General features: G+C 58.8%; 15 protein-coding genes and 1 riboswitch. Of the genes, 5 read left to right on the top strand and 10 right to left on the bottom strand.

The features are described 5' to 3' along the window. Positions 1-77 precede the first annotated feature (77 nt). Both CPA54_RS07290 and CPA54_RS07285 read right to left on the bottom strand, forming a co-directional pair. Positions 78-1,490 carry a mannose-1-phosphate guanylyltransferase/mannose-6-phosphate isomerase gene (locus CPA54_RS07290; protein ID WP_081562406.1) on the bottom strand — a complete coding sequence of 471 codons (1,413 nt, stop codon included), beginning with the start codon at positions 1,488-1,490 and terminating at the stop codon, positions 78-80. A 126-nt stretch (positions 1,491-1,616) separates the two neighbouring features. Then, positions 1,617-2,966 carry a glycosyltransferase family 39 protein gene (locus CPA54_RS07285; RefSeq protein ID WP_248461159.1) on the bottom strand — a complete coding sequence of 450 codons (1,350 nt, stop codon included), beginning with the start codon at positions 2,964-2,966 and terminating at the stop codon, positions 1,617-1,619. 285 nt (positions 2,967-3,251) lie between these two features. On the opposite strand from CPA54_RS07285, the gene CPA54_RS07280 reads away from it, so the two are divergent. Then, positions 3,252-4,745 carry a glycosyltransferase family 39 protein gene (locus CPA54_RS07280; protein ID WP_249085967.1) on the top strand — a complete coding sequence of 498 codons (1,494 nt, stop codon included), beginning with the start codon at positions 3,252-3,254 and terminating at the stop codon, positions 4,743-4,745. A 96-nt stretch (positions 4,746-4,841) separates the two neighbouring features. On the opposite strand, the gene CPA54_RS07275 is transcribed toward CPA54_RS07280, so the two are convergent. From CPA54_RS07275 to CPA54_RS07240, 8 genes are all read right to left on the bottom strand, one after another. After that, positions 4,842-6,254: a hypothetical protein gene (locus tag CPA54_RS07275; protein ID WP_081562409.1), complete on the bottom strand. Its 1,413-nt coding sequence runs from the start codon at positions 6,252-6,254 to the stop codon at positions 4,842-4,844. Positions 6,255-6,272: 18 nt separating this feature from the next. After that, positions 6,273-7,214: a glycosyltransferase family 2 protein gene (locus CPA54_RS07270; RefSeq protein ID WP_043559049.1), complete on the bottom strand. Its 942-nt coding sequence runs from the start codon at positions 7,212-7,214 to the stop codon at positions 6,273-6,275. A gap of 269 nt (positions 7,215-7,483) precedes the next feature. Next, on the bottom strand, positions 7,484-7,954 hold the full coding sequence (gene ribH / locus CPA54_RS07265; RefSeq protein WP_043559053.1) for a 6,7-dimethyl-8-ribityllumazine synthase: 471 nt from the start codon (positions 7,952-7,954) through the stop codon (positions 7,484-7,486). 3 nt (positions 7,955-7,957) lie between these two features. After that, positions 7,958-9,202, bottom strand: a complete 1,245-nt coding sequence (locus tag CPA54_RS07260) for a bifunctional 3,4-dihydroxy-2-butanone-4-phosphate synthase/GTP cyclohydrolase II (protein ID WP_043559442.1) — start codon at positions 9,200-9,202, stop codon at positions 7,958-7,960. Positions 9,203-9,207: 5 nt separating this feature from the next. Then, on the bottom strand, positions 9,208-9,858 hold the full coding sequence (locus CPA54_RS07255) for a riboflavin synthase (RefSeq protein ID WP_081562410.1): 651 nt from the start codon (positions 9,856-9,858) through the stop codon (positions 9,208-9,210). 4 nt (positions 9,859-9,862) lie between these two features. Continuing rightward, positions 9,863-10,924: a bifunctional diaminohydroxyphosphoribosylaminopyrimidine deaminase/5-amino-6-(5-phosphoribosylamino)uracil reductase RibD gene (ribD, locus tag CPA54_RS07250; protein WP_249085965.1), complete on the bottom strand. Its 1,062-nt coding sequence runs from the start codon at positions 10,922-10,924 to the stop codon at positions 9,863-9,865. A gap of 92 nt (positions 10,925-11,016) precedes the next feature. Then, a riboswitch (FMN riboswitch) is annotated at positions 11,017-11,168 on the bottom strand. 110 nt (positions 11,169-11,278) lie between these two features. Beyond that, positions 11,279-11,803: a hypothetical protein gene (locus CPA54_RS07245; RefSeq protein ID WP_043559059.1), complete on the bottom strand. Its 525-nt coding sequence runs from the start codon at positions 11,801-11,803 to the stop codon at positions 11,279-11,281. Positions 11,804-11,901: 98 nt separating this feature from the next. After that, positions 11,902-12,645 (bottom strand): Crp/Fnr family transcriptional regulator, encoded by a 744-nt coding sequence (locus CPA54_RS07240; RefSeq protein ID WP_227449734.1) that lies wholly within the window; start codon positions 12,643-12,645, stop codon positions 11,902-11,904. A gap of 263 nt (positions 12,646-12,908) precedes the next feature. Here CPA54_RS07240 and CPA54_RS07235 point away from each other — a divergent pair, with 263 nt between their 5' ends. The 4 genes from CPA54_RS07235 to CPA54_RS07220 all read left to right on the top strand — a co-directional run bounded on the left by CPA54_RS07235 (position 12,909) and on the right by CPA54_RS07220 (position 19,787). After that, the gene (locus tag CPA54_RS07235; protein ID WP_043559061.1) at positions 12,909-13,775 is read left to right on the top strand and encodes an OmpW family protein; all 867 of its coding nucleotides are present in this window, start codon (positions 12,909-12,911) and stop codon (positions 13,773-13,775) included. A 226-nt stretch (positions 13,776-14,001) separates the two neighbouring features. Next, positions 14,002-15,117 carry an efflux RND transporter periplasmic adaptor subunit gene (locus CPA54_RS07230; protein ID WP_193599749.1) on the top strand — a complete coding sequence of 372 codons (1,116 nt, stop codon included), beginning with the start codon at positions 14,002-14,004 and terminating at the stop codon, positions 15,115-15,117. A gap of 16 nt (positions 15,118-15,133) precedes the next feature. Beyond that, positions 15,134-18,226 carry an efflux RND transporter permease subunit gene (locus tag CPA54_RS07225; RefSeq protein WP_249085963.1) on the top strand — a complete coding sequence of 1,031 codons (3,093 nt, stop codon included), beginning with the start codon at positions 15,134-15,136 and terminating at the stop codon, positions 18,224-18,226. Between the two features lies 1 nt (position 18,227). Further along, positions 18,228-19,787, top strand: a complete 1,560-nt coding sequence (locus CPA54_RS07220; protein WP_227431479.1) for an efflux transporter outer membrane subunit — start codon at positions 18,228-18,230, stop codon at positions 19,785-19,787. Positions 19,788-19,825 lie beyond the last annotated feature (38 nt).

Raw genomic sequence — 19,825 nt, 5'->3', positions numbered from 1 at the left:
TTTCCATTCCTGAAAGTCCACCCGATACATGGGCCACATGTCCGGGCTCCTGCCAGTAATAGTAACGATGATGGCACCTACCGCTGATACACGTCATCCAGACGGACGATGTCATCCTCTCCCAGATAAGGGCCGGACTGCACCTCGATCAGCGTGACAGGGATGCGACCCGGATTCTCCAGCCTGTGTACGCAGCCAAGCGGCAGATAGATGCTCTCATTCTCCCGCACCGTGATCTGCTCGTCATCCCGTGTCACGAGGGCCGTACCCGCCACGACAACCCAGTGCTCCGAACGGTGGAAGTGCTTCTGGAGGGACAATTTCTCCCCGGGACTGACATGGATCCTCTTCACCTGGAAACGGTCCCCCTGGATGAGACTCTCATAGAATCCCCATGGGCGGTACATGCGGACATGCTGTTCCGCCTCCGTATGGCCCTCATCCCGCAGGCGTGACACCATGTGCTTGATGTCCTGCGCCCGCTCCCGATGTGACACCATGACGGCATCCCCCGTCACGATGATGATGAGATCATCCACACCGGTCACGGTCGCCACGATGCCATCGGACTTGACGTAACAGTTCCGGGCACGGTCCAGAAACACGTTGCCCTGTACGGCATTACCGTTTTCATCTTTGGGGGTCAGCTCCCAGACGGCATCCCAGCTGCCGACATCCATCCAGGAGAAACTGGACGGCACGACTGCGGCACGATCCGTCCGCTCCGCCACGGCATAATCCACGGAAATGGATGGGGCACGGGAAAAAGTTTCTCCGGCCAGCTGAACAAAGCCAAGGTCGCAGCTGGTTTCCTGCACTGCACGGGACACGGCCTCATGAATGGCCGGTTCGTATTTTTTCAGTTCCTCAAGGAAGACACGGGCACGGGCCACAAACATTCCCGAGTTCCAGAGATGCTGCCCATCACTGGCAAGGACCTTGGCCCTTTCGGCATCCGGCTTCTCCAGAAAACGGGCAATGTGATAGGCATTCTCCTGCCCATCCAGGAGGGGGCCCTGCTGGATGTATCCATAGCCCGTTTCTGCCCGGTTCGGCCGGATGCCAAAGGTCACGATATAATCCTGCCGGGCGGCCTCACAGGCCTGCTCCAGCGCCTGCTTCAGCGCTTCCTGCCCCTCTATGGCAGCATCGGCTGGCATGAACCAGAGAATGGCCTCCTCATCCTGCCGGGCCTGCCAGAAAGCGGCAGCAGCCATGGCAGCAGCAGAATTGCGGGCAACCGGTTCAAGAATGATACTCGCTGCCTCGATGCCTGTCTGCCGCAGCTGCTCAGCCATGATGAAGCGATGCTCACGATTCCCCACCACAATGGGGGCGGCCTCCAGCCCAAGCGCCCGTGTCCGCTGCACAGTTTCCTGAAACGGCGTGTCCTTGCTCAGCAGAGCACAGAACTGCTTGGGATAGCTTTTACGGGAGACCGGCCAAAGTCGTGTTCCGGACCCACCGGAGAGAACAACAGGAACAATCATCGCACACCTTTCCAGCGCAGGCTGTCATCCAGCCTCTGGTCATAAAAATCATGTTAGCTATTATGATACCATGTTCATGCGGCTACCGGATAGAGCCGCCGCCACAACTCTGGCAGCTTCCCTGCCTCAATGGACGTATCCGAGAAGAATCAGCTCACCATTATCCATGACTGGCCGATAACCAGCCTTCGCCAGCCAGCTATCCACGGTGAGATTGCCGCTGCTATAATGGGCCGAGGTACCGTAAAGCTGCACAAGGGAAAACCGGTGCTGGGCGATCACGCTACGCAGGGCCACAATATCCTGATTTTTCTTCAGCGCCTGTGAAAGATTGAACCCATCAATGGCATCACGGCTATTCGCCCAGTAGCACAGGGCCATATCCGTACAGAGCAGGGATGTGCTGTGCATCTTCAGCGCCTGTATGTAGGTCTGCCACTCACGGTCTTTCAGACTGACCGTCTGGACCTGCCTGTAAGAAGTCACCCCCCACAGCGGCAGCAGGAACAGCAGGGGCAGGCTCATCACGCAGCAGGCCCGGACAAAGCGCCGCTTCTGCTCCGGCCCCTCTGGAAGACGGGCCAGCCCGATCCCGCACAACAGGGTCGCCGCCACAAAGGCATCGAACATGCAATTGCAATCAACACCTTCGCCCAGCGATTCAAGACAGCCGAACAGACAGCCGAACGCCAGAAACAACCCCACCAGACAGGCCGGGTCCTGCCATTTCAGGGAGCGCCATTGCCGGAAGAAGAGCCCAAGCCCGACCAGAAGCATCCCCCCCATGAGGGGCAGCTGCCGCAGGCCATGAATGACCCGCCCCAACCGGATGACCCGCTGATGGAGAAAAACATCCCGGAAAAAACTGACCCCGTAAACCTCGTAGCAGCTGGCAAACCCGACCAGCAGCAGCCCGGCCGCCATCATGCCCCAGAGGACGGCTTTTTTCAGGTCGATGCAGAGCAGCCAGACAGACAGGGCCAGCGGCAAGGCCACGAGATTATGCTTGGTAAAGCCCCCCAGCACGATCAGGACAGCACAGAGAAACAGGCGCCGCCATGTCAGGTCAGCCACATTCCGGCTGACCGCCACGTACAGCCCCCCCAACATCAGGGCCTGGGCCAGCCATTGTGGGTCATTCATCCCGAAATAACCCTGAAAGGCTGTATTCGCCGTGACAAGGAACAGGGATGCCGTGGCCAGGGCCACCGGAAGTCTGCCTGTCACGACCTGGATGATGCGGACGATCAACACGGCCGATGCAAGAACGGACAGGCAGGACAGGATGCGGCCTGTAATGATGGCATCGAACCCGAGCCGGACCAGCCCGCCCATCAATACAAAAGAAAGAGGCGGGTAATTGTTGAAAACAAAACCCCGGTCCGATGAATAAAGCTGGTGATCTCCACCGGCTGTCCAGCTGGCCAGCTGGGCATTCCACCCCTCATTGACGTCCAGCGGGACATGATGGAACATGACAAGTACAGTCCGGAGACATGTCAGAAGAAACAGAACTGCCCAGGCCAGACACCAGGGCCATACAAAACTGTCCTCTTTTTTAGACATGAACGGATCCAACCCCTGAAAAAAACATCGTCTTATTCCTAACACTTCCTTTACAAAGGGCCCTGTAGCACAAAAAAATATAACGATTTACTGCCTGAAACAGCCAAATATATTTGACCCCATGCGTCCTGCGTATAGAATGCGTTCTCGTTTTCTTCTAAAGAAAATCGTCCTTATACTTAACTGGCCACCTGCATGTCATATAATTCACTCCGGGACCGCCTTGCCCGGTCACTGGACAGCAAGTACGTAGCGTACTCTCTACTGTTTGTCATGGCAATCCTGACCCGTTTCATGGTGTTCGGGAATCCCTTCATCTTCGCTGATGAAGAATTCTATATGCTTGTCGGTGGCAGAATGCTGCATGGCGAACTGCCCTATGTCGACATATGGGACAGAAAACCCATCGGCATCTTTCTGCTCTATGAACTTTTCCACCTTTTCGGTCCTTACCGCATCTGGGCCTATCAGGCCATTGCCCTGCTGAGTGCCTGGGCGACGTCCATCCTGTGCATGAAGGTCGCCCGCCTCATCGCCCCGGTCGGAGGGGCCCTCTGTACTGGCTGTCTCTATCTGGTCTGGATTGCCAACTCACAGGGCTGCGGCGGCCAGACGCCCATCTTCTATAATCTGCTGGTCGTCTGGGCCATCCTGCTGGTCGCACGGTTCATGGCCGGGCAGGCCCGCCTCACCCTGTTCCAGACGGGAGCGGGAGTCATGCTGCTGTTTGGCATCGCTCTCCAGCTGAAAACATCTGTCGTTTTTGAAGGCATCTATGTCGGGCTGTTCCTGATGGGACTGACCTACCGGCAGGGCGGTACCCTGAAGCAGGTCATGGGCCATGCCATCATCTGGTGTGGGCTTGCCCTCGTGCCAACACTGGCTGTCATGCTGTTCTATGCGCTGGACGGCCACTTCCAGGAATGGTGGTTTGCCAACACCGTCTCCATCTTCCTGAAAAAACCCATCCCGGCTGCCTCTCTGCACCAGTGGTTGCATAATGTATACTGGTGCCTTGTCATGCTGGGCATCCTGCTCGGCACGACAGTCCTACGCTTTCTCTTCAGAAAACAGACCGCCCACTGCCAGCCTCTCTCCCTTTTCCTTGGCGGGTGGGCGTGGACAGCCTTTGCCGGTTTTGCCCTCTTCAACACCTTTACCAAACACTATTCCCTGCCCCTTTATCCGGCCTTTTTCATAACCGCAGCACCACTCTGGGCCTCCCCTTTCAGCCGTCTCTGGCTCGTGCTGCTGCTGGTATGGGGGGGCATCCGCACCTACGACACAGAAAAGAAGATCAACCGTGCCAGCGATCTTTCCACCCTGCGGCAGGCCGTCTCCCGTCTTTCATCCCCTGTCGGCTGTGTCTTCAATTACGACACGCCGGATATTCTGCTGGACAGTGTCCCTTATTGCCATCTGACACGCTTCCCCTTTTCGGCCCATCTCAGCACCGATACGGAACGGAACGCTCTGGGCATCGACCCTGTGCAGGAGACCGAAGCCATACTGGCCCAGAAACCCCTCTACATTCTCCTCTCTGCCGACGATACCGAGCATGACATGTCCATCAACCGGGATACCTATGCTGTTCTCACAAGAGAGCTCAAACAGCATTATGAGATGATCTACGAACATCCCCCACGCTATGCCTTCAGCGGGTTCATAATCTACAGGCGGATCCGTTGACCCTCCCGCAGGCGCCATGATTGCAAAAGGCGGCTTCTCCCTCTCCCGGAGAAGCCGCCTTTTTTTGATCTTCAGGCAGGAGAACTTCCTGCTTTTTCAGAAAACCCGATGGTAGTAATAAGAAAAGATACCGTCCTTGATGTAGAGATAGGCAGGGCCGAGCTCACTTTCCCCATACAGGAAAATATTGAGATTGGATGAGACAACGCTGACAACCAGCAGGGCAACCAGAATCTTTTTCAGAGCCCGTACATCCTTCAGGTTGTTGTACAGATAGACACAGCCAAGCGTCCCGAGGAAAACGATATCCGGGTAGAATTCCGCCCGGTACCGGTAATTCATACTGATGGCAATCATCATCAGGAAAGCCGGTATTGCCAAGGATACGGCGACAGAAGCAAGCGCTGCCCGATTGATGGGAAACACACGGCCCTTGCGGAGCAGCCCGACAATCAGCAGCGCACCACAGAGCAGCATGAAACCATCTGTCAGAAAGAAGCTGCTGGGTGGCAGCTCATTCGCATCAATCAGCCGCGTGAAACTATCCTGAAGAACGTAATGCCCGTCAGCCTTCTGGAAAATCCACACCGGTACAAAGAAATAGACAATCCCCAGATAGAATCTCTGAAGATTGAACAGCCCATAAGTTTTGGTCCGCACGATGCGGCTGGGAAACTCCACATTGTAGAGGTACAGGTCGTAATTGGCGAAGGTAAGCGGATTGCCCCATCGTCTGTAATTCACATATGCCGTCACGATGATGGCCAGAACGGAGATGACTGTCGGCACAACGAGAGACAGCAGCGTGACGCCCTCATCCTTCGTCCTGAAGCTGCGGCACCATCTGTAAAAATGGATGATGAGAAAACAGAGCAGCGCCACATACAGCCCGATCCCCATCGAAACACGGGTCAACAGCGCACAGCCCGCCGCAACGGCCATGCAGACCCCACCATATCGCCAGTACTCCTTCTCGCAGAGGACACGGATGGCGCAGTACACAAACCATGAAGCGAAGGCCAGAGCCCAGAAGCAGACCTCCTGATACAGGCTGTGTTCAAAAAAACAGACCTGTTCACCCGAAAAAGCAAGGGCAATGGCCAGACAGAGCGAAACCCAGGACGTACCTCCAAGGTAACGCTCCGACACGAAACGCCATGTCCTGTAATTGAAAAACAGGATCATCAGCAGGGCCATGATGGATGAAAGACGGGTGATGTCCCAATGCAGCCCATTGGGGAACAGCAGGACTGGCAACCTCAGCAGGGAGGGGAAAATGCCCCAGTAAGCATACACTTTCCCATTCCGGAGGAAACCCTCCTCTTCCACGGTCTTCGGGTCCACATCAAAATGGCCATGCAGCATGTGATCGATCATGCTGTTGAAAGTCAGCCGCAGCCCACCGGGCCGGTATTCTATCGGCAGATGGGACCATGACAGAATACCCATGATGCTCCACACGATGGCGGCACACCATATGACCGTGGTCACGTTTTTCTTGCAGAACATCACAGCGCTCCCGGCAGCTCAGCGCCTGTCTGGAAAGACGGCAGGATAGGAAAGATAGGTCAGCCTCTTCTGCTCTTTCCGGGCAATGGCAATCGTGTCGAGGATCAACCCACAGACAAAACTCAGGAAAGAGAGCAGCACCAGAGCCGTGGCCAGCAGGGCTGTTGGCAGGCGGGGGACGACACCCTGCCGGAGATAGAAGGAAACGACAGGAATCCCCAACCCAAGCCCCAGGACAAACAGGACAGCCGCAATGGAGGAAAACAGCAGAAACGGCTTTTCCAGCTTCACGATCTGGACGATCGTGCAGAGTATCCTGATACCGTCCTTGTAAGTGCTCAGTTTGGACACGCTGCCCGGTGGCCGCTCGACATAAGCCGTCTTCAGCTCACCGACAGGCAACCCCAGCTCCAGCGCATGAATGGTAAACTCGGTTTCCGTCTCGAACCCCTGGGACAAGGCCGGGAATGACTTGACGAACCGCTTTGAGAAAACCCGATAGCCGGACAGCATGTCCGTAAGGCGGCGCCCGAAAATCATGGTCACCAGCCCCGTCAGCATCCGGTTGCCCAATACATGACCCATGCGATACGCCGCCGGACGGTCCGTGACACGAGCTCCATTGACCATGTCCAGACCATGCTCATACGCATGCTCCAGCAGCCTGGGGGCCGCCTCGGCCTCGTAGGTCTCATCACCATCAATCAGGATGTAGAAATCTGCATCAATGTCGGAGAACATCCGCCGGACGACGTACCCTTTCCCCTGCATCCGCTCTGTCCGGACAATTGCCCCTGCGGCCCGGGCAACGTCCACTGTCCGGTCGGTGGAATTGTTGTCATAGACATAAATCTCCGCCCCCGGCATGTGCCTCGTGAATTTCTCCACAACATGCCCCACTGTCATTTCTTCATTGTAACAGGGGATGAGGACGGCCACCTTTATGGTCTCAAAATCCACGCAAACCTCTTTCCGAACATTTCAGGACAATAAAATTCCATACAGGTATCAGTCACTCTGTCTATGATGTCGGGCACAGAAACGCAACAATCCTGCCAGAAGCATTATATGGGGACTTCTATTGCACGATTGTTAAATACCTCGCCGTTCTCCATCAAATATCAGGCCACCTCCGGGCCCATGAAGCGCGTCAACCAATGACCTGGCGGCAACATTCCTGACCTGTCTCCACAGGGCAGGAATGTTTCCTGCCATACAGGAGGGCCAGATCACTTCCGCAGGAAGGCCACCGTCTCAAAGCAGGCCGCAGCGGCCTCACGGCCCTTGTTGTGCTCATCCCCCCGGGAGCGCACGATGGCCTGTTCGTCCGTATAGGTTGTCAGAATACCGAAAGAAATCGGCACATCATTCGCCAGCTGGGCCTGCATGATGCCAACAGTGGCCCCCATGGAAATGAACTCGAAATGAGCCGTATCCCCCTTGATGACACAGCCGAGGCAGATCACCCCCTCATAGATACCCTTACGGGCAAGGTGCTGGGCCATGATGGGCAGCTCGAACGCACCGGGGGCCTCATAGACATCCACCGTCTCATCAATGCCACGTTCCTTCAGCCACTCCAGCGCACCATCACGCAGACCGCCCGTCACATCAGGATTGAAGCGGCTGACCAGCAGGGCCAGTCTTGGCGCTGGATTGAGTTTCAGGCCTTCCGGGGCCGTAGCGATATGTTTGCTCATGGTTCAGCTCTCCTGCAGCATATGCCCCATACGGGTGCGTTTCGTTTCCAGATAATGGCGGTTGAACGGATTGGATGGCACGACAAGCCGTTCCACGGCTTCCACCACCAGTCCGGCCTCCGTCAGGCCACGCTCTTTTTCCGGGTTGTTCGTCAGCAGGCGCAGGCGGGTCACGCCGAGACTGGCCAACATATGGGCCGCCATATCCCAGCGGCGGGCATCAGCGGGCAGACCAAGCGCCTCATTGGCATCAACCGTGTCCATGCCCTGATCCTGAAGCTCATAGGCCCGTATCTTGTTGGCCAGACCGATCCCCCGGCCCTCATGCCCCCGCAGATAGAGCAGCACGCCTGATTCCGCCGCCGCAATCCGCTTCAGGGCTTCCCGCAGCTGTGGGCCACAGTCGCAGCGCAGCGACCCCAGCGCATCCCCCGTCACACATTCCGAATGAAGGCGGACCAGCGGCACGGTCTGGTCAGGCTTCCCTTTCACAAGGGCCAGATGTTCCACACCATCAGCTCCACGGAAGGCATGGACACGCAGATCCTCTCCACCACACACGGTCGGCAGGTCGGCCACGGCAAGCTGGGCTTCCTCCGACAATGGCGCTTCTGCCATGTCCAGAGCTCCGACATCACCCCGCCCATGTTCAGCAATCCAGCGGCGCATTTCGGCAATGCTGATGAGCGGCAGACCGTGCCGACGGGCATAGTGACGCAGCTCCGGCAGGCGCATCATCGTGCCATCCTCGGCCATGATCTCACAGATCACACCAGCCGGACGCAGACCTGCCAGCCGCATGAGGTCAACAGCTCCTTCCGTATGCCCCTCCCGGGCCATCACGCCATCAGGGTTGGCCCGCAGGGGGAACATGTGACCGGGGGAGATGATGTCCGCCGGTGTCGCATCCGGCGCAGATGCCACCTGAATCGTATGGGCACGCTCGGCAGCGGAAATGCCCGTCGTCACGCCGTGGGCGGCCTCGATGGACACGGTGAAGGCCGTGCCCCGCGGGTCCTGATTCTTCGCCACCATGGGAGACAGGCCAAGCCGGTCTATCTGGTCAGCCTCAAGGGACAGGCAGATCAGCCCGCAGGCCTGACGGGCCATGAAATTGATGGTCTCCTGCGTGGCAAACTGGGCTGGCAGAATGAGATCACCTTCATTCTCCCGATCCTCATCATCCACCATCACGACCATGCGGCCAGCCCGCACGGCGGCGATGGCGGCCTTCAGGTTTGAAGACAGGCTGCTCACCGGGCATCTCCCCTGTAACGCAGTTCCTCTTCCGGCGTGTGGCGCAGGAGCGTCTCCACATATTTGGCCATCATGTCCACTTCCAGATTCACCTTCGCCCCGATGGCCAGCGTGGAAAGGTCCGTATGGGTCCATGTATGGGGAATGATCATCAGGCTGATCTCAAAGCCTTCCTGCCCGTCATGGCGCACATCATCATGCACCTCATTCACCGTCAGGCTGATGCCATTGATGGTGATGGACCCTTTCTCGATGACATAGCGGCGCAGGGAAGCAGGCATGAAAATCCGCAGATGATGTGATTCCCCAGCTTCGGCAACATGGGTCAGCCTGCCTACCGCATCGACATGCCCCTGCACGATATGGCCGGAAAGCCGTGTATTGAGGCTGACGGCCCGTTCCAGATTCACCCGGGCCCCCTCCACGAGGTCACCCAGAGCCGTCCGGGCCAGCGTCTCACCACTCAGATGGAAATCCGCCACACCCTCGGGCGTGAAACGGGTCACGGTCAGGCACACGCCATTGGTGGCGATGCTTTCACCTTCCGTCAGATCGGTAAAATGGGTGGCGATCCGTACATCCATGGCCCTGTCCCGCAGGGACACGGACTGCACGTCGCCAACACGTTCGATGATTCCTGAAAACATGGTCTTAGTCCCCATATTGGCACAGAAGCTGGATCGGGCTCCGCTTGTCCGCACTCTCTTCACGCAGGGTAATGGAAAGCTGGTCGTCCCTGTCGGCCCCCTCATGACGGATGGTCAGCCAGTCATCCCACAGGCCCGCCTCCCGCACGCCGGCCAGCAGGGCAGGGCCGGCCTCGATCAGGGTCCAGTTGATGTCCATCTGCCCCAGAAGGGCAGGCAGGGATGACAGGTCACGGCACTGTTCCACATGGAACCCGTCCGCCTCCCGGGCCTGACGCCAGGCGGCTGGAAGACGGCCCTGCCGGTCCAGCACGATCAGGGGCCGGGGTGCCCGCCCGGCGTGATCGGACACATGCCGCACGGTAAAGGACGGGTCATCAGCCAGAACGGTCCCGATCCCCGTCACCACGGCGTCACAGGCCCGCCGGAGCTGATGGGCCAGCCGCAGGGATGCGGACGAGGTGAAGGTCTTCTGCCCTTCCGGAGGAATCATGCTGCCGTGCCCGTCCAGAGCCTGCTTCACACTCAGCCACGGGCGGCCCTGCGTCACACGGCAGGCAAACGGTGCGAGAAGTGCGGCACAGTCCTGCGCCAGAGAGCGCAGCCCGGGTTCATCGGCCAGAAAATGCACCTGTTTCGGAGAGAGGCCCCCAGCCAGATGGTCCGCTCCCCCTCTGGCCTGCGGGTTGGGGTCCCGGGCACCGATCCACACGGTCCGCACGGGACTGTTCTTCAGCCGGTCGCTACAGGGAGGAGTCCGGCCATGATGGTTGCAGGGTTCCAGCGTCACCAGGGCAGTGCGGACCTGCTCCAGCACGCCTTTCTCCCGGGCCTGCTCCAGCGCCATGACCTCGGCATGAGGCTGGCCCGCAGCGGGATGTGCTCCCACGGCGAGCAGGTGCCCTTCACCATCCAGCAGGGCGCAGCCCACCGCCGGATTGGGAGCGGTCGCCCCCATCTTCTGCACGGCCGCCTTCACGGCCTCCCGGAAACCGGCCCGCACGCTCTCCAGCGGCGGGGGCGGGCTGTCCGTTCTTCGTGTCCCACTCGACACATCTGTCATCATCAGTCCCCAATCGTCTCAGGGACGTTCGCGGCGACGTCACGCCTTCCCCCCTCACGGAAAGGCGGCATCCCCCCTCCCGCGATGGACAGGAAGAACGTTCTCTCTCATCCGGACTCTGACCGTCGGCCCCGGATTCACACCGGGTCTGCTTGTCCCCTGCACGGATGCAGGGCGCTCGCGGGCTGAGGCAGCCAAAGCCACCAACACCGCCGGTAGGGAATTCCACCCTGCCCCGAGAACGTCTATCTCAATCATGCCCTATATGGAGGCACTCCCCCCAAAGAGCAAGAGGCCGCCCCAATGGGAGCGGCCTCTCTCATCACCCTGTCCTATCAGGACCGATCCTGTAGAAGATCAGAAACCGCCCTTCAGGGAATGGACGAAGTCCTTGCCGGACTGCACCGTGCTGTCGTGCATCTCCTTCAGGCTCTTCTTCTGGGCGTCAAGCTGAGACTTCTGGGCATCAAGCTGGTCCTTGATGCGCTGCTTCTCCTCAGCCGGCGCATTCCTGTACCTGTCGCGCACATCCTTGATCTGCTGCTTGCGATCATCAATGTTCTTCTGGATCTCGGCCTTCTTGTCAGCGGCAAGGTTCTTGTACTTGTCCTGAAGGTTCTGCAGACGCTCCTGACGCTGCTTCACGTCGGACTGGAGGGCATCCATGCGCTTCTGGATGCGGGCACGGGCACGCTCCGGAGCGCCAGCATACTTCTCCTGCAGGGCCTGCAGCTTGGCGTTTTCGTTCTGGATGGACTTCGTCACGCTGTCCATGCTGCTCTGGATGGCCAGCGGATCATTCGGATCATAAGCATGAGCCTGAGGCAGCAGGGCAAAGGACGAGGCAAGCAGTGAAACTGTAAACAGAGTGCGGATCTTCATGAAGCAGCTCCTAGAATGAGTACCGGATGCGTCCATTCACTACACCACGAGGTTACATCCCCAAAGTTAAAAAAAGGCCATGCCACACTCCTGAAGGCTCAGCTCCGCTTTATGCCACCAGCCATGTCGCTCAGCAGCCCCGGTGACAGAAGCGTGACGGAACTGGCCCCCCTGATGCTGATCAGCCCCTCTTTCCTGAACAGGCTGAACGTCCGGCTCACCGTTTCGATCGTCAACCCCAGATAATCGGCAATGTCTGTCCGGGACATGGGCAGGGGCAGTGTCAGCGGGCCGTGCTCATCCTTCAGCGCATGGGCACAGCAGGGGCTGGCCTGTTCGACAAGGAAACTGGCCAGACGCTCACGGGCTGTCTTGCGCCCCAGAAGCATGAGCCGCGCCTGCATCTTGACCAGCTCGCTGGAAGCCTCCTGCTGGAGGCGACCATGCAGACGGGGGAAGCGCTCCACGAGACGGTCGATGGCAGAATGGGGGAACCGGCAGAGTGTCACCTCTCCCAGAGCTTCTGCGGTGAAGGCATAACTCTCTGAGGAGGCCAGCCCCAGAAAATCTCCCACTTCTGCAAAACCGACAATCTGCCGACGCCCATCAGGCATGAGACTGAACAGCTTGGCCCGGCCGCCTGTCAGCACATAAAAATCGTGCGCCGGTGCGCCTTCCTGTATGAAACAGCGCCCCGCCTGAACAACCACCCGGGAAGATTCCGCCACAAGGGCAGGAAGGTCCTGGTCCTCAATGACGTTGCAGATACTGACCGAACGGCCAGGGCAGCGACCACACCGTTCCCGAACGGCCTCCATGAGGCTGCGACCTGTTTCCACCATTATCTTTCCTGTCTCACTATAGCCGGTGTCAGAGTTAGCGGGTTACCCCCCCCTTGGAAAAGAAACCTTCCTTATGACAGTGATAAGAAAAGCCCCATTTTTTGATATAGATCAATTTCTAGAATATTTTCAGTTAATGCCCTATTACAGTTATAAATTTTTTCTTGTTTTCGAGGCAGATCATTCTTATAGGCGGGGAAGGAACAATTACATTTTGTCCATTTTCGCCACGCCGTTGTAACTCATCGAGGATTCTAGGAAAAATGAGCCGCACCTTCACCCGGATGGCCACAGCTGCGCTGTTTGCTCTTGGGTCTGTCTCCTTCGCCGTTGCCCAGACAGCAGCGCCAGGAGCCCACACCTCCGTATCCGCATCCAGCACCATGCAGGCTGCTCCGGATGCTTCCGTGCATCTTCATGCTCCGGATGACCATCGCTGCGGCATTTTCCAGACCTGTGCCAATACCAAGATCGGCCTTGGCAAAGGGGACTTCGTTGTCCGCCTCTCCGCTCTCGGCGTAATCACCAACAACACCGGCTCCCGCGTCAAGCTGAATGCCAGCTCACCTGCGGCAGCTCTGGCTGGTGGCAGCATCTTCCGCCACAATGTAAGCGTGACCAACCAGGTCATGCCGGAACTGACGCTTGAATATTTCCTGACGGACCACCTCTCCCTGGACCTCATTGCTTCTTCCACCCGTCATGAAGCCGCTGCCCATGTCGGCAACCTGGGCAAGCTGGATGCTGGCAGCTTCTGGATTCTCCCCCCGACACTGACAGCCGCCTACCACTTCCGCCCGCACAAGCGTTTCAACCCCTATGCCGGTCTTGGCATCACGGTGGCCATCTTCCACAACATGCATCAGGCCACCAATCTGGGTGGGGCCTTCAACGGGGCCGTGTTTGATGCCATGCACATGAAAACCAACGTCGGGCCGAGCTTCAACCTCGGGTTTGATTACCAGCTGGTCGGCAACTGGTTCTTCAACTTCGATATCAAACAGATCCTTCTGTTCAATCAGAGCGTTCATCTGAGCCAGCGCGGCAACCCCATTACTGGTGGTCGGGTCCGTGTTCATGATGACGTGCATCCGACTGTTGTTGGTGCCGGTATCGAATACCGCTTCTGATCTTTTCACAACAACATCAGATCATTCGGGAAAGGGGCCGCAGAGTAATTGCGGCCCCTTTTTCATATAGTCGCAATACTGGACAGCAATTACTCATCACGACAGCCATCATCCATAAAGTTCGAATATTACGGTACAGATACAATACCGTGACAAATCACGGCGCATGTGTCAGAAGGGAACGAATTTTGCCCTGGCAGTCAGAAGAACGGAGAACATCCCAATAATGCGTGTCTCACGTAACATGATTATTACTGGCATCGTCCTGATCGTTCTTCTGCTTCTCTGGGGTGTGTGGTCTCTCGTCCCCCACCGGGTCATAGAGACTGCCCCACCGCCCGCTGTTACTCACAACGGTGACCTGCTGCGCATCAGGCCCGGAGGGCCGCTGGATGGCCAGCTGACTGTCGAGCCCGTCGCGGAAACCCTCTCCCCCCATCAGGTAGAGCTTCCAGCACAGATCATCGCCTCCCCCGGCCAGAGCGTGGACATCCATTCCCCGGTCGTCGGGCGGGTGGCCAACCTGTATGTGCAGACAGGCCAGCATGTACAGAAAGGCGATGTTCTTGCCATCCTGTATTCCGGTGACCTGGCACAGGCATGGTCAGATGACCGCAAAGCACAGGCAACCCTCACCCTTACCCGGCTGGCCTATCGCCGTGCTGTTGGCGTGCTGAATGCGGGAGGCAATGCCGTAAAAGACATGCAATCTGCCAGAAACGATCTGGAACAGGCCCAGGCCGAAGCCACCCGTGCCCATCTGCGCCTTCAGGCTCTCGGCACAGACGGCAATGCCGGCTACCAACCACTGGTAGCGCCTGTCTCCGGCATCGTCACCGCCATATCCACCGGCATCGGCCAGAATGTGACAGACATGACAGCAACCCTGATGAACGTCGCCAATCTGGACACTGTCTGGATCCAGGCCAGCCTGCCGGAATCCCTCCTGCCCATGCTCGGTGCAAGCATGACGCTGGAAGCCCCCTTCCCCGGCCAGACATGCCATGGACCCGTCACCTCGCTGGACGGCACCGTCCATACTGATACCCGCCGCCTGAATCTCTATCTGCGCTGCAACAACACCCAGGGGGCGCTGCGCCCCGGACAGTTCACCACCGCCACGCTGAACATCACCCAGCAGGCCCAGCCCCTCCTGCCCAAAACAGCCCTGCTGATGGACAATGACCAGGTTTCCGTCTTTGTGGAGACAGCCCCCAACACCTACCGCCGCCGCTTCATCACCATCAGCTACGAGGAAGGAGAGTCCGTACGCATTCTCTCCGGCCTGAAAGCTGGTGAGCGTATCATCACGCATGGGGCCATCCTGCTCAATGATTACTGAGGACCGCTGAGCAGTCATGTTCATCGAGAAATTCATCACATGGTGCTTTGGTCACCGCAAGGCCGTCGCTTTTCTTACCGCAGCTCTGTTCGTCACCGGAATGCTGGCGTGGAAACAGCTGCCCGTGGAAGCCTACCCGGACCTCGGCCCGGCCAGTGTTCTGGTCACCACGCAGGTCAACGGTCTTGCTGCCGAGGAGATGGAACATCAGGTCACCACGCCTGTCGAGCGTGAACTGGCAGCCGTCCCCGGTGTTGTGGAGAGCCGCTCCAGCACGACATTCGGCCTCTCGCTCATCACGCTCATCTTCAAGGATGGAGAGGACATCTACCGTGCCCGCCAGCTGGTGCAGAGCCAGCTTGACGGCCTCCAGCTGACAGGCGGTGCCCAGCCCTCCCTTGGCCCCATCTCCGGGGCCAGCGGAGAAATCTACCGCTACACGGTCGAGTCCGACGATCAGGACCTCATGACCATCTCCGACGTGCAGCGGTGGGAGATCATTCCCGCCCTCCAGCGGGTGCCCGGCGTGGTGAACATCGACAATTTCGGCGGTTTCACCCGGGAATATCAGCTGATCCTCGACCCCAACGCCCTCATCCGCTTTGGCATCAGCATCAGCGATGTGATGAACGCCATCCGCAACAGCAATGCCAATGCTGGTGGTGGCCGCGTCACCCGTGGTGAGCAGTCCTACATTATCCGTGGCGTGGGGCAGATCCACTCTCTGGAGGACATGCGCAACACCGTCATCGGCCATCATGATGGTATTCCCATTTTCCTCTCCGAGCTGGGACGGATCGAATTCGGCCATCAGGTCCGGGAAGGGATGCTTGGGAAAAACGGCAATCCGGATACGATCGAAGGGGTCGTGACCATGCTGCGGGGCGCCAATCCCTCACAGGTGCTGGATGACCTGCACGCTGCCGTCGCCAAGCTCCAGACACAGCTCAAACCCAAACATATCCGCATTGTTCCGTATCTGGACCGTGACAACCTCGTAAAATCCACAACGGACAAGGTCAGCGAAACGATTCTTGAGGGGATCGGCCTCGTGCTGGTCATCCTGACCTTCTTCCTGGGCTCGCCCCGCAGTGCCGCCATCACGGCGGTGACCATTCCCTTTGCGCTGTCATTCGCCTTCATCCTCATGCGGGCCTGCGGCATGGCGGCCAACCTTTTCTCCCTCGGAGCCGTGGATTTTGGCGTGATCGTCGATGGAGCCATCGTCATCACCGAGGTCATCCTCCGCCACAGGGAGGAGCACCCCAACCTCCCGCTGAACCAGCCGGACATTCTTGCCATCACCCGCCGTGCGGGCCGGGCCATCTTCGCCTCCACCATCATCATCGTGGTGGCCTACAGTCCCCTCTTCGCCTTTGAAGGCAGCGAGGCCAAAATCTTCCGCCCCATGGCCTGGACAGTCAGCTTCGCCCTGCTGGGAGCGCTGCTCTGCGCCCTGGCCCTGACACCCACCATGTCCTTCCTGGCCCTGCGCAAGCCACGGCCCATCTGGCACAACAGGCCACTGGACTGGCTGCACAAATATTATGACGCCCTGCTCCGCCATCTGATTGATCACCCTGTCATCCCCTTCGTCAGTGCCGGACTGGCACTGGTGACCGTCATTGCCCTTGGGGTCACGACGGGCCGGGAGTTCCTGCCTGACCTTGATGAAGGGGCGCTGTGGCTCCAGGTGCAGATGCCAACGGGCATCTCACTGGAAAAAGGGCAGGAAAAGGCTTCGGAAATCCGTCGTGCGGTACGGGAGTTCCCGGAGACATCCTATGCCATAACGCAGCTTGGTCGCTCGGATGATGGTACGGACCCATGGACGCCCTCCCACATCGAAATGCCCGTTGGCCTGACGCCCTACAACCAGTGGGCCCACGGCGAGACCAAAGCCGAGTTCATCACGAAACTCCGGGCCCGCCTGAACAAGATCGCTGGCATTTCCTTCTCCATCAGTCAGCCGATCGAGGACAATCTCAGCGATCAGCTTGGCGGAGCGCACAGCCCGCTGGTCATGCGCATCTATGGGGACGACCTCTCGGGCCTGCGTACCCTTGGCAAGCAGGTCGTCCAGCAGCTCTGGCAGGTACCCGGCACCGTGCAGGCCGACATCTTCCAGGAACCCAAGATTCCACAGATTGCAATCACACCAGACCGGCTGAAAGCCGCCCGTTATGGCATCAGCATCAATGATGTAACGGATGTCATCAACAGCGCCATCGGCGATGCCCCGCTGACCAGCGTGATTGAGGGCGACCGCTTCTACAATGCGACCCTGCGCATCGACAACACGCAGCGTTCCAACCTCCAGCTGCTGGGCCAGATTCCCATGATTACGGGTGATGGCAGTGCCATCCCTCTGGCTGAAATTGCCCATATCCGTCTCCAGATGGGTGAAAGCAGCATCGCCCATGAGATGGGCGAACGGCAGATCACCCTTCAGGTGGATAATGGCAACCGGCCCATGTCCCTCTACCTTGACGATGCCCAGAAGCTCATCGACCAGAACGTCCATTACGACCACCAGAAGTTCCGTCTGGAATGGGCCGGAACCTTCCAGGAGGCCCAGCACGCCCAGGTCCGCCTCGTGGCAGCCCTGGGCGTCATGTTCGCCGTCATGCTGGGGCTGCTCTATGCGGAGTTCCAGAAGTTCCGCCATGCGCTGCTCATCATCGGCATTGTGCCACTTGCCGCCCTGGGCGGGCTGATCGCCCTGCATCTACGGGCCGAAACACTGAACATTGCCACGGCGGTCGGCTTCATCGCCCTGTTTGGTGTGGCCATCCAGAACGGGATCATCATGGTATCCAACATCAACCGTCATCTTGGTGCTGGTGGCAACATACGGGAGGCCACCCGGCTGGGAGCAACCGAACGCTTCCGCCCCGTGCTGATGACAGCAACCGTGGCCAGTGTCGGGATGCTGCCCGCCGCTCTGGCCACAGGTGTGGGAACCGATGTGCAGCGTGGCCTGGCAACGGTCGTTGTCGGTGGGCTGGGCATTGCCACCCTGCTGACCCTCTTCATCCTGCCAGTCTGCTTCTGCCGTCTGGAAGAATGGGTCAGCCGCAGGACCAGCCAGAAAGAGCAGGAGGCCTGACATGAAACAGCATTCCACCCCCTGCATGAGGGGCCGTTCCTCCCGATTGCTGGCCAGTGTTCTTCTTGGCGGCATGGCTGCCGGATTGGGGGGCTGCATTGTCGGCCCTTCCTCCAAGGACATTCCCCCCCTGCCAGAGAGGACAGGATACAGCCAGAAGAACATCACCCAGTCTGAAGCTGGACGGGACAGAAGCAGCGACAGCCTCCTCCACCGCCAGCAGTTCATCTCCGGGGCAGATGTTCCCGGCAGATGGTGGGAGGCCTTCCAGAATCCCCGTCTGAACCAGATGGTGGAGCTGGCCCTGACCAACAACCAGACATTGAAAGCCATGCAGGCTGGCCTACGGGCAGCATGGGAGCAGCGCCGTGTTGAGGGGGCGTCACTCTATCCGAGCATTTCTGCCCAGTTCATTCCGACACGCAACAAGACCTCCAAGGCACTCTCGCCCGTGCCGAACAATAATGAATGGCTCTATAATCTGCACACGGCCCAGCTGAACATCGGCTATGTGCCCGATCTCTGGGGTGGCTCCCGCCTTGCCATTCGCAACGCCAAAGCCCAGGCGGATATCCAGCGCTTCCAGCTGGAGGCCACGACGCTGACGATGATCTCCAACATCGTCAACACGGCCATCACCGAGGCGGGTCTCCGTGAGCAGATCCGTGCCAAGGAAGTTCTGATCGCCCAGCAGACAGCCATGGTCCGCATCAATCAGAATCAGGTCGGCCTGGGGGACCAGTCCCGCCAGAGCCAGCTCCTGCTGCGGGATTCGCTGGCGCAACTTCAGGCGGATCTACCCCCTCTCCGGACACAGCTTGCCCAGACCCGGGACCAGCTGGCCACTCTGGTGGGCCTCAGCCCCAATGCAGACCTGCCCATCTTCGAGCTGAAAGACTTCACCCTGCCGCATCAGCTGCCCGTCAGCCTGCCGGCCCAGCTCCTCCTGCAACGGCCTGACATCGCCTCTGCACAGGCGCAGATCCGCTCTGCCGGGGCGCAGCTCGGCATTGCCATTGCCAACCGCCTCCCCAATGTGCAGCTGAGTGCCCTGCCTGGCGAGGCTGTGGACAGCATGAGCAAGATGTTCAAGCCTGGGATGGGCAACTGGATGCTGGCTGCCACGGTCACCCAACCCATTTTCCAGGGAGGGTCACTGCTTCATGCCCAGCGGGAGGCCAAAGCCAATTACGAACAGGCCAAGGAATATTACAAGGCTGCCATCATGTCTGCCGTCAGCGATGTGGCAGACAGCCTCCATGCCGTAGAGCTGGATGGCAGCACACTTCTGGCCGACCAGAATGGGTTGGACGCCGCCACACAGGCCCTGCACATTGCAGAAGCCCAGCACAGGCTGGGGGACAACAGCCAGATTGACGTGGCACAGGCCCGCATGGCCGTGGCGCAGGACCAGATTTCCGTCGCACAGGACAAGGTCACCCGCCTTTCCGACACGGTCGGCCTGTTCCAGGCTCTCGGCGGGGGATGGTGGAACCGCAATGACCTCGGTGTCAGCCCGAAGGATGCCAAACGCCTCTCCACCACGCTTGTGCCGTGGTAAGCTGACGGCCGCCAAACCATCCAGACATGAAAAAGGCC

It is taken from the genome of Parasaccharibacter sp. TMW2.1890 (assembly GCF_023337645.1).
GTDB classification, from domain to species: Bacteria; Pseudomonadota; Alphaproteobacteria; order Acetobacterales; family Acetobacteraceae; genus Bombella; species Bombella apis.
The sequence above is the reverse complement of the archived record's forward strand: the minus strand, read 5'-3'. Positions and strand labels throughout refer to the sequence as shown.